Below are 14,900 nucleotides of genomic sequence, written 5' to 3'. Positions count from 1 at the left end.
CGGGCCACCGTCGGCCCGTTGTCATTCTGCGCGAAACGCGATTATTTCTTCCTGAACAGCTTGCTGCCCACGGTGACGACCAGCAATACCAGCGCGCCCACAATGATGCCCGTGACCAGATCCGTTGCGCCCGTAATCAGCGTGTTGACCCAGCCTTGATGGCCGTGCGTCAGTCCTTCCAGCAGACTGTGCATAAACGGCAGGCCGTGACTGATAATGCTGCCCCCTACCAGGAACATGGCGAAGGTGCCGACGATAGACAGGGTTTTCATCAGCAGCGGCGCGGCATTGACGATACCGCCGCCGAACGCCCGCACGGCACGCATGGAAACGCTGTCGCCTTCGAGTTTGCTGAGATACAGCCCGGCGTCGTCAATTTTCACAATACCGGCCACCAGACCGTAAACGCCAAGTGTCATGACCACGGCAATCGCTACCATGACCATGACCTGATCGATAAACGGGGCGGTGGAAACGGTACCCAGTGAAATCACGATAATTTCTGCCGAAAGAATAAAGTCGGTACGCACGGCACCTTTTACTTTGTCCTTTTCCATTTTTGCGAGGTCATCGGGAGATTGGCTGGCCGCCTTGAGTTTGGCCTTTTTCTCGGCTTCGGCTTCTTTGTCGTGCGGCATGAATTTGTGCGCAACTTTTTCGAAACCTTCATAACAGAGATACGCACCGCCCACCATTAACAGCGGTGTAATGGCCCACGGGGCAAAGGCGCTGATAAGCAGCGCGAGCGGCACCAGAATCGCCTTGTTCAGCAGGGAACCCTTGGCGACCGCCCAGACGATAGGCAATTCGCGATCGGCTTTGACACCGGAAACCTGTTGCGCATTGAGGGCAAGATCATCGCCCAGCACGCTGGCGGTTTTTTTGGCCGCCACTTTACTCATCGCGGCGACGTCATCGAGTATCGAGGCGATATCATCAATCAAAGCCAAAAGGCTACTTCCTGCCATGTAAACTCTCCCTAGAGGTTTTTCGAATTGTTTTTAAATATAGAACGTTAAAAAGAATCATAACAGCGATTGCCATCGGGCGTCGATTTATGCGAATCTAGCAAGAGTTCGCCGAATGACTTATCTCAAATTTATTTTCTCTGCACCAGTAACGTGCCTTTTTATTACATTTTCCCCATCATCGCGCATTAATGAAATAATCAGCCGCATTCTCTCCTCATTTTTCACATATTGCTTAACTTTCTTTACCTTCTCTGACCTCTAGTTTTCATTTAATGAACGATAATTAATTCAAGGAAAACATCCTGACCTATTAATCATCGATTCATCATTCGATATATGACCAAGAAGAGGTTAATCATGAAACTATTACCTTTATTTGCCGCCGCACTCATTACCACCGCGTCATTCTCGACTTTAGCCGCAACGGAAATCACGGAATCTCAGGTGAATAGCAATAATTATCAGTCACTCGGCGTCGTCGACGTCCGTCAGGACAATACGGCTGACATGAACCTGAAAGCGCAGGTCAATCAGAAAGCCAATGAAGAAGGCGCTACGCACTACCGTGTCATTGGTGTGAGCACGCCGGGCGACTCAAGCCTGCCGCGCGCAAGCGTTGAGCTTTACCGATAAGCCGCCGTTGTGCAGTAATGGCCGCCGAGTGTGGGGATACCCTCAATCAGAAGTGACGCCAGCGCTTCTGTCCCCTGTGTCTCACTCGGCGGTTACCCTGAAATATCTCCCGCGTTAAACCTATTATCCCCTTAAATCAAGCAGACTCTATTTGTCTGATTCTTCATTTATTCTGCAAATTACCCGTCATCGATTCCCTTTATGACAACCTTCTTCCAAGTGTGTTAAAAGAGAGCATGGTCGTGAGATGTGAATTTCCCGATATTCTGAAAATGACTGGGCGAAGAATAATTAAGACGTTTCTTATTTTGAAAAGGATTTAAAAAGTTTTTTCAAAATAAGTGGGGTAAATAATTCTGGCTTAAGAATTTTTCAGCATGATGGTGGTCTACTTTTTCAGGGGGTTGTAAATATGCTGAATACCACGAGATTAACGATTAATGCGACGAGAATGACAATTAACGCGACACGTAAGTCCATCAAGAATCAGTTCTCCTATTTGCAGAACTTTATTTCTTCGCCACGCACCTTTGGCACGCTGGCACCTTCCTCGCCGTGGCTGTGCCAGGCGATGGTAAACCAGGTTGATTGGGCGAATACGTTCAAAATTGCCGAATTCGGAGCGGCCGATGGCGTGTTGACTCGCCGCGTGCTTGGAAAGATGCAGGCCGATGCGCAACTTCAGGCGTTTGAAATCCAGCCGAATTTTATTCACAAACTCAATTTGATCGACGATCGCCGTTTGCAGGTGATGGGGTATTCCGCAGAACATCTCGAGGGGGATTTCGATGCCATTTTCTGTTGTCTGCCGCTGCTGTCGATTCCTACCCGCATCAGCATGAAAATCCTGCAACGCGCGCAGCTTCGTTTAAAAGAGAACGATGGCGTGCTGGTGCTGTTTCAGTACAGCCGTCTGTCTGAAAAAATGTTGTCGCGCTACTTCAGCTGGAAGAAAATACGCGTAGTAAAGAACTTTCCACCTGCGCTGGTCTATGTTTGTAAGCCCTTATAAAGTAAGGGTTATTGATGTAACATAAACTTTACATAACGTTTACAGGGATTGCCAATTTATTTTTTGTCGGTATGATGCCCAACAGGTTAAAAGATGTTTCAGGCACATAAGGATAGCGGTAATGACGCAACCCATTTTCATGATCGGCGCTCGCGGCGCAGGTAAAACCACGGTCGGCAGAGCGCTCGCGCAGGCGTTGGGCTATGAGTTTGTCGATACGGACCTTTATCTGCTGCAAACCTCTCAACTTAGCGTTGCGGAGATAGTTGCCCGTGAAGGTTGGTCAGGGTTTCGTCGTCGTGAGACTCAGGCTCTGCAAAATATCAGCGCGCCCAACACGGTGATTGCCACCGGCGGCGGCATTATTCTCGCCGAAGAGAATCGTCGTTTCATGCGTGAACACGGTCAGGTCATCTACCTCAGTTCTCCCGCGAGTACGCTTGCACATCGTCTGGAAGATGCACCACAAGAAGATCAACGCCCCACGCTGACCGGCAAACCAATCAACGAAGAGATCTCGCAGGTGCTGAAGGAACGCGAGGCGCTCTATCAGGAAGCGGCGCATTTTGTACTGAACGGCACCCTTCAGCCTTCCGTCATTGTCGATGACATTCTCGACGCGCTGGCGCTGCAAATCGCGCGTTAGTTAACATTTTGTAAATGTTTTAGGAGGCTTCCGAGCCTCCTGACTCCGGTAAAAGTCTTGGGTTGTCTATACTTAACGAACCCGCGTCATTTACAGGAGTTCTCTATGCCAAGTAAACCACCGTATCCGCGTAAGGCCGAAATCGTTCCCGTCGAGAAAGGACAGCCGGGTCACACCGAAACCTGGTATGAACTGCGTGCCGACCATCCAAAGCCCGATACTCTGATCAGTGAACACAAAACCAAAGAGGAAGCCGAGGATTCGAAACGTCGCTACGAGGACGAAGAGGGCGATTAATCGTTCTTTGCTCAATAAGCACTGCCTTGCAGGAGGCGGTGCTTTTTTTATGTCTGCGCCGGTTTGCCACGGGGCAACGCGGAATTTTTTTACAGCGAAACGTTTCTCCGCAATACAGAGTATCGCCCTGAAAATGAGCGGCTACAGCGTATTAATCACTGCTTTCCCCGCCGTACTTAAACAAAATTTCCTTTAATCGTGACGTCCGGGTGATGTTCACGAGGCTATTTCGGCCACTCAAAAAATAAACAACTTGACGCTGATCCTCATCGGCATTAGTTTTTGATTCATCTTAACTAGGAACTCGGTTCCGAATAGTGGAACTACTGCCGTGACGACACTGGAAAACGCTTCTGCCGTACTCAGGCTTTTCGCGCAAAAGGGAATAAGACAGGGGCATCCCGGTCTCTCTTTCAGCGAGGTGGTCGAGCAACTGAGTCTGCCGAAAAGCACTGTGTCCCGTCTGATGACCACGATGGAGACGCAGGGGTTGCTGGAGCGGGATCCGGATACGCGGCTGTACAAGATAGGGCATCTGCTTCTGGCCGTTTCCAGCCACTATCTGTCCAGCCCGCTGGTCGATGCCTGCTCGCCGTATATGACGCAGCTCAGTCAGCAGACGCAGTGCACCGGCTATATTTCGATGCTGGAGGGGCGGAACATCATGGTCATGCGCATGTTCCCCGGCCGTACTTATCTTCAGGTTGTGACGCCAGCCGGCAGTCTGTTGCCGGCAGCCGAAACGGCCATAGGAAGGGCGATTTTAGCAAGACATACCGACCAGCAGGTAGTAGAAAGGTATCGCGAAGGGTATCGGGTCAACTCGCCGAACTCTCCGCAGACACTGGATGCCCTGTTGCACATTCTGGCCGACATTCGCCGGGTGGGCTGGTCGTTCGCCAACAACGAAACCTTGCAGGGCATCAGCACGCTGGCGACCTGCATCGCCAACAAGCACCGCAACGAAACCGTCGGGTTGTGCTTGTCTTTCCCTTCGCCGCACGAGGGTGATGCATTACCTGCGGGCATTCGCGAGGGGTTGGTGGCTGTCACCAGACAGCTTGCCGAGAAACTCGGTGATGATTACTGGCAATAGACCGGTAACGCACCCAATAACAATAACAATATTAAAAAAATAAGAGCGCAGATACATCAGGTGCATTTCACTCGGCACCTCTGTGCGCCAACACCGGGAAACATTGCATTTTTCGCCAACATCAGGGGATTTTATGACAGGCAACACCGGCAATGACGGCAAGCTCGCCGACGGAAGTTATAATCCGTTAAAAGAAATCGGCACGCTGACCGTCATGATTCTGCTTTCCATTTTAGGCGCCATTATTGGCGTCCAGTTGATTACCACACTCGGCGTTACGCCCAACACCTCTATCATCGGCGCACTGTTTGCCATGCTGCTGGCGCGTGTGCCGATGAAAGCCTTTCAGCGTTATCGTTCCATTCATACCCAGAATCTCGCGCAAACCGTTATCTCTTCCGCTACCTTTGGCGCGGCCAACAGTTTGCTGATGCCTATCGCCATTCCGTATGTCATGGGCCAGCCCCAGCTTATTCTGCCGATGTTTTTCGGCGTGTCGGTCGCCATGCTGCTCGATGCCTATCTGCTGTATCGCATGTTTGACACCAAAGTCTTTCCTGCCAGCAATGCGTGGCCTCCGGGCGTAGCGGCGGCCGAGGCTATCAAGGCCGGCGACCGGGGCGGGCGTCAGGCCTGGCTGCTGGTGGTTGGCGTGGTGGTCGGGCTGGGCGGCGCGATGCTCAAGATCCCGATGGCTGCCTTCGGCACCGCCTTTATCGGCAACATCTGGGCGCTCGGCATGTTCGGCATCGGCCTGTTGATCCGCGCGTATGCGCAACCGATTGCCGGTATAGATATCAATGCGATGTATATTCCGCACGGCATGATGGTCGGCGCAGGGCTGGTATCGCTGTTCCAGGTGATTCAGGTGATCCGCAGCAAGCGTAACGACACCCATGCCGCGTTTACGCAATCCGGTACCGAAGTTCGCAAGGCGCTGGGGCTGGGCGCGTTCGGCTATATCGCCATTGCCGCCGTGCTGGCGCTGGCGGGCGGCCTCTACACGGATATGCCGGTGACGATGCTGATAGCCTTTATTTTCTATGCCGCGTTTGCCGCCTTCTTCCATGAACTGATTGTCGGCATCGCCGCGATGCACTCCGGCTGGTTCCCGGCCTTCGCGGTGGCGCTTATCACTCTTATCATCGGCATTCTGATTGGTTTCCCGCCGGTCGCGCTGTGTATTCTCACCGGTTTCACTGCTGCGACCGGTCCGGCCTTCGCCGACATGGGCTTTGACCTGAAAGCGGGCTTTATCCTGCGCGGCTACGGCAAGAATCTCGAGGTGGAACTGGCCGGACGCCGCATTCAATTGTTTGCCGCGCTCATCGCCTTCCTGATTGCCATTCCCGTAGTCTGGTTCGCCCATATCGGCTACTTCGCCCAGGATTTGGTGCCGCCCGTCGCCCGCGTCTATGCCAAGACGATTCAGGCCGGTGCGCAGCCGGGTATCGCCCATAGCTTGCTGCTGTGGGCCATTCCGGGGGCCATTATCCAGTTAATCGGTGGACCGAAACGCCAGCTCGGCGTCCTGCTCGCCACCGGCTTGCTGATAAACAGCGTGATGGCCGGTTATGCGGTCGTGCTCGGCATTGTGCTGCGTATTCTCATCATTCGCATTTGGGGTGAGAAGGGCCGCACGCCGATGGAGATTCTGGCCGCCGGATTTATTGCCGGTGACGCGCTGTACAGTTTCTTCAACTCCATTTTCAGCAGTAAAGGCAAGTAGGCCCACACGGGACCAGACAACGGCAGTATTGCGTCAACACCAGGGCTCGCAAGAGCGATTTTGATAGCTAATTAATAGCTACATTAATAAACACCCCACCCCTCAAAGAGGGGGGACTCACGCGGTTGCTTTGATTGTGCGCCTTGGGCGTCAGCCGCGTCGTTCAGAGGAAGATGACATGAGTTTGCTTCAGACCCTTACCGTATTTGAATTGATCGACAATGCGCACGTCAGCGGACAGGACATCGTCGATCTCTTTGACGACTACCCGTCCGTAACCGCCTCAACGCACCGTGTAAGCGGCGCAAAAGGCGCGACCGATTTCGTGCATATCATTATTCCGGGCAGCACCGGTAAAACGCGTGGCGGCGAGGCCCCGACGCTCGGCATTATCGGCCGTCTGGGTGGCATTGGCGCGCGTCCGACCCGCATTGGCGTGGTTTCCGATGCCGACGGCGCGATTGCCGCCATCAGCAGCGCGCTCAAGCTGGCCGAAATGCAGCGCAAGGGCGACGTGCTGGCGGGAGACGTGATAATCACGACGCATATCTGTCCGAACCGCGCCGACTCGTCCGCATGATCCGGTGGATTTCATGGATTCACCTATCGATGACGTCACCATGAATGAAAACGAAGTGGTCGACGGCGTTGACGCCATCCTCTCCATCGATACCACCAAAGGCAACCGCATCATCAACCATAAAGGTTATGCGCTGTCGCCGACGGTGAAAGAGGGGTATATCCTGCGCGTCTCCGAAGACTTGCTGCGGATTATGGAGATGACCAGCGGTCGTCCGGCGGTGACCTTCCCGATTACCACGCAGGACATCACGCCTTACGGCAACGGCGTGCATCACCTCAACAGCATCCTGCAACCTTCAACCGCCACAACCGTGCCGGTTGTCGGCGTGGCAATCACGGCGGAATCCGTGGTGCCGGGCTGCGGTACAGGCGCGAGCCATGAAACCGATATTGCGCTGGCGGTGAAATTTGCCGTGGAAGTCGCCAAGGAATTTGGTCGCGGTACCTGCCAGTTCTATGACGCCGACGAATACCAGCTGCTGCTGTCGCTCTACGGCAGTCTGCGCCACCTGCAAAGCCGAGACTAAGCATGATGACCTCTTTTGCTACGCTGACCATCGGACAGGCGCCTCGCAGCGACATTATGCCGCTGCTGGATGAATATCTGCCCCGCGACCGCGTGACCCATACGGGCTTGCTCGACGGGCTGACTCGCGAGCAGATTCGCGCGCGCTTCGAGCCTGCCGCGGGTGAGGACATTCTGGTTTCCCGTCTTCTGGACGGCACGCAGGTTCGCCTGGCATCGGCGCGTGTAGAAGCGGCGTTGCAGCAAAAGATTGACGAGCTGGAACACCAGGGGTGCAGCACGATTTTGCTGCTGTGCACCGGCGTGTTTCATCATCTGAAAACCAGACAGGCGCTGCTGCTTGAGCCGGACCGCATCATTGCGCCGCTGATGAGCGGGCTTGTCGGCGGGCATCAACTCGGGATAGTCGTGCCGGTGGTCGAGCAGATTACCCATCAGAGCAGCAAGTGGGGCGCGCTGGCTACGCCTCCCTGCTATGCCACGGCGAGTCCGTACGAGGCCGATGAACACACCCTGATGATGGCGGCGCAGTCGCTGAAGGCGCAGGGCGCACAGATTGTGTTGCTCGATTGCATCGGCTATCGGCGCAGTCACGTCGACCTCATCCGTCGGCATCTCGATGTGCCGGTGCTGCTCTCAAATTCGCTGGTGGTCAAGCTCGCGGCCGACCTGCTTCTGTGATGCGTTTCTCAGCCTCTGGCAACAGTGAGAAACAGGGCAATAATAATCAGTGACAGCGGCTGTCTTCTGACCCTAAGATGGAGTTTCTGAACACTGAATATTTATCGCGAAGGACCCATTTTATGTTGAAAAATAATGAGTATTTTGAAGGCAAGGTTAAGTCGATCGCTTTTGACAGCGACAGTCTCGGCGCACTGAGTGTTGGTGTGATGGTGAAGGGCGAGTACACTTTTGGTACCGCCAAACCTGAAGAGATGACTGTGGTAAGCGGTTCACTGACCGTACTGCTGCCGGGTTCGAAGGCTGGCAAACCTTCACGGCGGGTGAGACTTTCTATGTGCCCGGAAACAGCGAGTTCAATCTTCAGGTTCCTGAAACCAGCTCATACCTTTGCAAGTACCTGTCCAAGTAATAGCGGATGACGGTCAAGGCGTTGCACGCCGCCCCAGGTGCGCGTGCAACGCCGTGGTATTGTCAGACGCCAGTCTGACCTAGCGCTGGGCTTCGCCGCCCAGTGCTTCAACCAGATTCTTGATTAACGCCGCCAGTTCGCCCGTCATCAGAATGAAATCGGCATCGAAACGTGCGCCGAAATCTTCGCGGTCGATATCATCGTTTTGTTCACGAATCACATCGGCGAACTTCAGACGTTTGATGCTGCCGTCATCGGCCAGCACCACCTGAATGCGCTCCTGCCAGTCAACCGCCAGTTTGGTCACCAGCTTGCCATTTTCAATGTGGTTGGCAATCTCGTCGCTGACCAGCGCCTGCTTCTTGCAGCGGATCACGCCGCCTTCTTCCAGAATGGCTTTCAGCTCGGCTTCATCCTGCAGGGCAAAACCGGCAGGCGTTTCGCCGGAGCGCACCCATTCGGTCAATGTCAGTTCGATAGGGCTTTCCATCGTCAGCGGCACCACCGGCAGCGAGCCCAGGCTCTTGCGCAGCAGGGCCAGCATGTCTTCGGCTTTTTTCGCGCTGCCTGCGTCGACCATAATCAGGCCGTTGACGGTATCTATCCACATGAAGGTCTGACTGAAACGGCTAAAGGCGCGCGGCATCAGCGTGTGCAGCACTTCGTCTTTCAGCGAATCTTTTTCGGTCTTCTTGAGTTTGCGATGCTGCTCGCCTTCAATTTTGTCGATTTTTGCCTGCAACTCTTGCTTGATGACAGGCGAAGGCAGGATTTTTCCTCTTTGCGCGCGCAAATCAGGATCTGGCCGTTACTGACGTGAGTCAGCGCATCGCCGCCCTGCGAACCCATCGGGGAAACCCAACCGGTTTTCGACATATCCTGGCTGCCGCAAGGGGTAAAGGTGAAGGCACTCAGCTGTTTTTCCATCTCGTCGGTAGACAGTGAGATTTCACGGCTTAAGCGATAAACCAGCAAATTTTTAAACCATAACATGATGTTATCCCTGTCTCGTCACGCTCGCGGCGTGCGTGTAAATGGTAAGCAGGGCGGCATGATAACCAATTGAGCGGCTCCAGTCCCTAAGAAAAATGCGCTTGTGCAGAGAGAGCCTTTTCGGAGCGCTGAACCCCGCAAGCGACCATTATTGTTATAGACTTAAGAAATAAAAAAACCGGCAATGGAGAAAGCTTGTGCGTATTGGAATCGATCTCGGTGGCACCAAAATTGAAGTCATCGCCCTGTCAGAAGAAGGCCATGAACTGTTTCGCAAACGTGTAGACACCCCGCGCAATGACTATCAGCGGACCCTGAAAGCCATTGAAGGGCTGATTCACGATGCCGAACAGCATACCGGCCATCGCGGCAGCATCGGTCTTGGCATTCCCGGCACCCTTTCGCCGTTCACCGGCAAAGTGAAAAATGCCAACTCGGTGTGGCTGAATGGGCAGAAACTGGATGAAGATTTGGCGTTGCTGCTCGGGCGCGAGGTGCGCATCGCCAATGACGCCAACTGTCTGGCGGTCTCGGAAGCCACCGACGGCGCGGGCGAAGGCAAGAAAACCGTCTTTGCGGTGATTATCGGCACGGGCTGCGGCTCGGGGATTGCGCTGCACGGCGAAGCCCATGCCGGCGGTAACGGCATCGCGGGCGAGTGGGGCCATAATCCTCTGCCGTGGCAGGATGAAGACGAAATCCGCTTCCAGCAGGAAGTGCCGTGCTACTGCGGTAAAGCAGGCTGCATCGAGTCTTTCGTTTCGGGAACCGGTTTCGCCGAAGACTACTTCCGACTGTCGGGCACGCGGCTTAAAGGCTCTGAGATCATGGCGCTGGTAGAGCAGGACGACCCCGTGGCCGAACTGGCGCTGGGTCGCTACGAACGCCGACTGGCGAAGGCGCTGGCTGGCATCATCAACGTGCTCGACCCCGACACCATCGTGCTGGGCGGCGGCATGAGCAATGTCGATCGCCTTTATAAAACCCTCCCGCTGCTCATCCGTCAGTGGGTATTTGGCGGCGAATGCGAAACGCCTATCCTGAAAGCCAAACACGGCGATTCCAGCGGTGTGCGCGGCGCGGCATGGCTGTGGCCCGCCGAACGAAACGCGCTGTAAGGGCATTGTCGTCCGACTGACAGTGGCGATAAAAAAATGGCCTGCGCATCGGCAGGCCATCATCATTCTCCTTTCTGAATTGCGTTATTCACCCGACAGCATCGCATCGGGTGCTGCCGCATTGCGCTGCGCCTTGGTCGCGCCGAAATAGAGGTAGGCGACCAGCATAAACACCACAAAAATACCGGCGATTTCGAGGTTGAATCCTATCATCGCAATCAGACAGACCACGGCGAGAAAGAGCGCGATACCCGGCACAACCGGATACCCCGGCGCACGGAAACTGCGTACTAGATCCGGCGCGGTTTTGCGCAGCTTGAACAGGCTGAGCATGCTCATGATATACATGACAATCGCGCCGAAAACCGCCATCGTAATCATCGCAGCGGTCAGAGACATGCCTTGCAGGTTGATGACGCCGTCGCTGAATATCGCGGCAATGCCTATCACTCCGCCGAGAAGAATGGCGCGATGCGGAGTCTGGAACCGCGACAGCCTGGCCAGCCCGGCAGGAAGATATCCGGCCCGCGCCAGCGCAAAGAACTGTCTCGAATAGCCCAGAATAATGCCATGGAAGCTGGCGACCAGTCCGAACAGGCCAATCCACACCAGCATGTGCATCCAGCTCGAATGCTCGCCGACCACCATTTTCATCGCCTGCGGCAGCGGATCGTTGATATTCGCGAGCTTGCTCCAGTCACCCGCGCCACCGGCCATGATCATTACGCCGATTGCCAGCACCACGAGTGTCAGGATCCCGCTGACATAGGCTTTGGGAATGGTGCGTTTCGGATCCTTGGCTTCTTCGGCCGCCATCGCCGCGCCTTCAATCGCGAGGAAGAACCAGATAGCAAACGGGATGGCCGCGAAGATACCCGAGACCGCCGTCATGCCGAAATGATTGCCGCCGGACCAGCCGTTGAGCACGAAATTACTGACGCTGAAGCCGGGCGCGACTACGCCCATAAACACCAGCAATTCCAGAACCGCCAGCACCGTGACGACCAGTTCAAACAGCGCGGCAAGTTTCACCCCAGAATATTCAGTCCCATAAACAGCAGATACGCGCCGAGCGCGGCGACTTTGGGATTGAGATGAGGAAACTGCACATTGAGGTAGGCACCTATCGCCAGCGCAATGGCGGGCGGCGCGAAAACGAACTCAATCAGCGTCGCCATGCCCGCAATCAGACCACCTGTTTCTCCAAAGGCTCGTCGGCTGTAGGCAAACGGACCGCCCGCATGCGGAATGGCGGTGGTCAACTCGGTAAAACTGAAGATAAAACAGGTGTACATGGTGGCGACCAGCAGGGTGGTCGCCAGAAAACCGAGCGTGCCGGCCACGCCCCAGCCATAACTCCAGCCAAAATATTCGCCGGAAATAACCAGGCCGACGGCGATGGCCCACAGATGTAGCGTGCCCAGCGTCGGTTTAAGCTGTGTTGTCATGTTGCTCTCCTGAAGATGAATGAACCGCACGCCCGCCAGTACCGGCGGAGAAAATCAGTACATTTTGGCCAGCACTTTTTCCAGACTTTCGACCAGAATCAGGCTGTGCTCGGCGGTAAAGACCAGCGGTGGGCGGATCTTCAGGATATTGGCGTGCGGGCCGGATGCGCCAATCAGCACGCCTTCTTCACGCAGCGCATTGACGACCGCCAGCGCGGTGGCCGAATCCGGTTCGCCTTCCGGCGTGGTGAAATCGACGCTGACAAACAGACCCGCGCCGCGCACGCTGCCGATAGCCGGGAAGCGGGTGGCGAGTTCGGTGATGCCGTCGAGAATCGCCTTGCCGGCACGGCCCACGCTCGGGATCAGGTTTTCCTGTTCAATCACCTCCAGCACCGCCAGACCGACGGCAGAAGACACGGTGTTGCCGCCGAACGTATTGAAATAGCTGGATTCGCTGCCGAAGCGCTCAAGAATGTGCGGCTTGATGGTAATGGCGGCCATCGGGTGACCGTTGCCCATCGGCTTGCCGAGGCTGACGATATCCGGCAGCACGCCGTGACGCTGGAAGCCCCACATGTGTTCGCCCGAACGGCCATAACCCGGCTGGACTTCATCGGCAATATACAGCGCGCCTGCCTTGTGAATTTCATCGATAGCCTCTTTCAGGAAACCTGCCGGATCAAAGAAACCGCCGTCGCTGGTAAAGAAGGTATCAATCATCAGTGCCGCAGGCTTGATGCCGTGGCGGCGCATGTCAGCCAGCGCGGCGCGCACGTCGGCGGCAAATTTCTTGCCGACCTCGGCAGGGTTGGCCGGATTATGAATCGGGGCAGGGATCACGCGGGCGTCGCCGTTCACTTTCACATACGGCCCCATCGAGGCCGACAAACCGGCAATCGCCTTGGTCATGCCGTGATAGCTGAATTCGGTCACGATAACGCCGGTACCGCCGGTAAAGTCTTCGGCGATGCGTAGCGCCAGATCGTTGGCTTCACTGCCGGTGCAGGTAAACATCACCTGACTCAGCTCCGGCGGCATGGTGGAAACCAGTTTTTCGGCGAAATCAAGCACGTTGTCGTGCAGATAGCGAGTATGGGTGTTCAGCGTCGATGCCTGGCGGATCAACGCCTCGAGCACGTGTGGGTGGCAGTGTCCCACGGAGGGCACATTGTTGTAGACATCGAGATAGCGTTTGCCGTCGGCGTCGAAGACCCACACGCCTTCGCCGCGGACCAGATGCACCGGATTCTTGTAAAACAGCTGGTAGGCCGGGCCGAGCAAGCGGCGGCGGCGTTCAATCATCTCAAGTGCGGCAGGTGAAACGTCTGCGCTGGCGGCAGCATCGAAAGCATTGGTTTTCAGCATGTTAATTATCTCCTGACGGGATGCGGCTAAATTTTTCCGGCAGACTTAATCGACCGGCAAGTGAAGTTGTCTCGATAATGCACCGCGCCTGCCCACAAAACTTGACCGCAGAGCCCTCACTCCCGCACGCCAGAGTCAACTTCACGCCGCCGCGCCGGTTTCAGACCGTTGAAGTCAACAATTGGTCTTCCCGAGTCAAGCGCAGAAGCGCCGTCGCTTTCATTCTGGTAGCACGACCTCACATTGACTTGCCCGGAGTAAATCCTGATGAATGCAAAACAGTCTGATACGCTGGACAACGCCAGCCTGCAACAGCTCGCCGAACCAGGCGCTGCTCGCCTATCCCGAATCTCTGCACGGAGAAATTACCCTGATCTGCCGTTCCGAAAATGCGACCTTCAAGGTGCGCCTTGCCGACGGCAACCTTTTGGCGCTGCGCATCCACCGCGACGACTATCATCAGCGCAACGAGATTGAAAGCGAACTGGCGTGGCTCGACAGCCTGCGAGACAGCGGCATTCAGGTGCCGGAAGCGCTGCATACCCGCCACGGCGAGCGGGTGCAAACCGTTTCCCTAAAGCCCATGCAGCCCAAGGGTGAACCTATCAACCGCCATGTGGTGCTGTTCAAATGGATAGAAGGGGAGATGCCCACCACCGACGTTGACCCGCGCGCCTTCGCTCAACTGGGCGAGGTGACGGCGCGTCTGCATCTTCATAGCCAGCGCTGGCAGAAACCGGCCGGATTCAAGCGCATTGTGTGGGATCATCACACCATGGTCAGCGCGCAAGGGCATTGGGGGCGCTGGCAGGACGCGCCCGGACTGGCGACGGAAGATCATCCTCTCATTGAACAGACATTGGCGCGGGTCAGCCGCGTGCTGGAACATTACGGCAAGCCAGCCAGCCGCTACGGGCTGATTCACGCGGATCTGCGTCTGACCAATCTGCTGCTGCACAAGGGCGAAACCCGCGTTATCGATTTCGACGACTGCGGCATGGGCTGGTATATGCACGACGCGGCGGCGGCAATCAGCTTTGTCGAGCATCATCCGCGTGCTCACGAATGGGTCGAGCACTGGCTGGCGGGTTATCAGCGTGTCTGTCCATTGGGCGAAGAAGAGTTGGCGGTGATCCCGACCATGATCATTCAGCGGCGCATCCAGTTGCTGGCCTGGGTAGGATCCCATGCGACGACCGAAATGGCGATAAGCCTGGGCGAACGCTGGGTAGCTGACAGTCTTGCGCTTTGCAAAGCGTATCTGGCTACGCAGGAATGTGCGCTGGCGGTGAGCTGAATCCCATTTTTCCACTTTGGCTGCACGGTTTGCGTGCAGCCAGGCTTCACCCGCCATTCCTGTTCTACACCTTATAAAGCGCGCTAAACCC

Annotated in this window: 10 protein-coding genes and 5 pseudogenes; 11 read left to right on the top strand and 4 right to left on the bottom strand. The window is 55.6% G+C overall.

The features are described from left to right. Positions 1-41 precede the first annotated feature (41 nt). Positions 42-968 (bottom strand): DUF808 domain-containing protein, encoded by a 927-nt coding sequence (locus O1V66_RS13260; RefSeq protein ID WP_045046001.1) that lies wholly within the window; start codon positions 966-968, stop codon positions 42-44. Between the two features lie 360 nt (positions 969-1,328). On the opposite strand from O1V66_RS13260, the gene O1V66_RS13255 reads away from it, so the two are divergent. From O1V66_RS13255 to ppnP, 9 genes and pseudogenes are all read left to right on the top strand, one after another. After that, complete coding sequence (locus O1V66_RS13255) at positions 1,329-1,604, top strand: YdgH/BhsA/McbA family protein (protein ID WP_045046002.1); 276 nt, start codon at positions 1,329-1,331, stop codon at positions 1,602-1,604. 451 nt (positions 1,605-2,055) lie between these two features. Continuing rightward, a complete protein-coding gene (locus tag O1V66_RS13250) occupies positions 2,056-2,616 on the top strand; it encodes a class I SAM-dependent methyltransferase (RefSeq protein WP_045046003.1) in 561 nt (186 codons plus the stop codon). 121 nt (positions 2,617-2,737) lie between these two features. Then, entirely contained in the window at positions 2,738-3,262 is a 525-nt protein-coding gene (gene aroL, locus O1V66_RS13245) for a shikimate kinase AroL (protein ID WP_045046004.1), read from the top strand. A 105-nt stretch (positions 3,263-3,367) separates the two neighbouring features. After that, a complete protein-coding gene (locus O1V66_RS13240; protein ID WP_045046005.1) occupies positions 3,368-3,559 on the top strand; it encodes a YaiA family protein in 192 nt (63 codons plus the stop codon). Between the two features lie 331 nt (positions 3,560-3,890). Continuing rightward, positions 3,891-4,655 carry an IclR family transcriptional regulator gene (locus tag O1V66_RS13235; RefSeq protein WP_045046006.1) on the top strand — a complete coding sequence of 255 codons (765 nt, stop codon included), beginning with the start codon at positions 3,891-3,893 and terminating at the stop codon, positions 4,653-4,655. A 133-nt stretch (positions 4,656-4,788) separates the two neighbouring features. After that, entirely contained in the window at positions 4,789-6,384 is a 1,596-nt protein-coding gene (locus O1V66_RS13230; RefSeq protein WP_045046007.1) for an OPT/YSL family transporter, read from the top strand. 178 nt (positions 6,385-6,562) lie between these two features. Beyond that, positions 6,563-7,493, top strand: a pseudogene (locus tag O1V66_RS13225) (DUF1177 domain-containing protein). 2 nt (positions 7,494-7,495) lie between these two features. After that, positions 7,496-8,173: an AroM family protein gene (locus O1V66_RS13220; RefSeq protein WP_045046009.1), complete on the top strand. Its 678-nt coding sequence runs from the start codon at positions 7,496-7,498 to the stop codon at positions 8,171-8,173. 122 nt (positions 8,174-8,295) lie between these two features. Next, positions 8,296-8,585 (top strand): annotated as a pseudogene (gene ppnP / locus O1V66_RS13215) (pyrimidine/purine nucleoside phosphorylase). Between the two features lie 79 nt (positions 8,586-8,664). Here the strand turns inward: ppnP and rdgC are convergent. Further along, a pseudogene (gene rdgC, locus O1V66_RS13210) lies at positions 8,665-9,578 on the bottom strand (recombination-associated protein RdgC). Positions 9,579-9,775: 197 nt separating this feature from the next. On the opposite strand from rdgC, the gene mak reads away from it, so the two are divergent. After that, positions 9,776-10,696: a fructokinase gene (gene mak / locus O1V66_RS13205; RefSeq protein WP_045046012.1), complete on the top strand. Its 921-nt coding sequence runs from the start codon at positions 9,776-9,778 to the stop codon at positions 10,694-10,696. An 84-nt stretch (positions 10,697-10,780) separates the two neighbouring features. Here the strand turns inward: mak and eat are convergent. Next, positions 10,781-12,144 (bottom strand): annotated as a pseudogene (gene eat / locus O1V66_RS13200) (ethanolamine permease). A 54-nt stretch (positions 12,145-12,198) separates the two neighbouring features. Next, a complete protein-coding gene (locus O1V66_RS13195) occupies positions 12,199-13,512 on the bottom strand; it encodes an aspartate aminotransferase family protein (protein WP_045046014.1) in 1,314 nt (437 codons plus the stop codon). 267 nt (positions 13,513-13,779) lie between these two features. Between O1V66_RS13195 and O1V66_RS13190 the strand changes: the two are divergent. After that, positions 13,780-14,809: pseudogene (locus O1V66_RS13190) on the top strand (phosphotransferase enzyme family protein). The last annotated feature ends 91 nt before the right edge of the window (positions 14,810-14,900 follow it).

This window comes from Rouxiella chamberiensis, from assembly GCF_026967475.1.
Classification (GTDB): domain Bacteria; phylum Pseudomonadota; class Gammaproteobacteria; order Enterobacterales; family Enterobacteriaceae; genus Rouxiella; species Rouxiella chamberiensis.
Note: the sequence above shows the minus strand (reverse complement) of the source record. Positions and strands in the feature narration are given on the sequence as shown.

Coding starts and splice junctions, on each gene's coding strand:
- O1V66_RS13260 (WP_045046001.1), bottom strand. CDS start 968: ATGGCAGGAAGTAGCCTTTTGGCTTTGATTGATGATATCGCCTCGATA.
- O1V66_RS13255 (WP_045046002.1), top strand. CDS start 1,329: ATGAAACTATTACCTTTATTTGCCGCCGCACTCATTACCACCGCGTCA.
- O1V66_RS13250 (WP_045046003.1), top strand. CDS start 2,056: ATGACAATTAACGCGACACGTAAGTCCATCAAGAATCAGTTCTCCTAT.
- aroL (WP_045046004.1), top strand. CDS start 2,738: ATGACGCAACCCATTTTCATGATCGGCGCTCGCGGCGCAGGTAAAACC.
- O1V66_RS13240 (WP_045046005.1), top strand. CDS start 3,368: ATGCCAAGTAAACCACCGTATCCGCGTAAGGCCGAAATCGTTCCCGTC.
- O1V66_RS13230 (WP_045046007.1), top strand. CDS start 4,789: ATGACAGGCAACACCGGCAATGACGGCAAGCTCGCCGACGGAAGTTAT.
- O1V66_RS13220 (WP_045046009.1), top strand. CDS start 7,496: ATGATGACCTCTTTTGCTACGCTGACCATCGGACAGGCGCCTCGCAGC.
- O1V66_RS13195 (WP_045046014.1), bottom strand. CDS start 13,512: ATGCTGAAAACCAATGCTTTCGATGCTGCCGCCAGCGCAGACGTTTCA.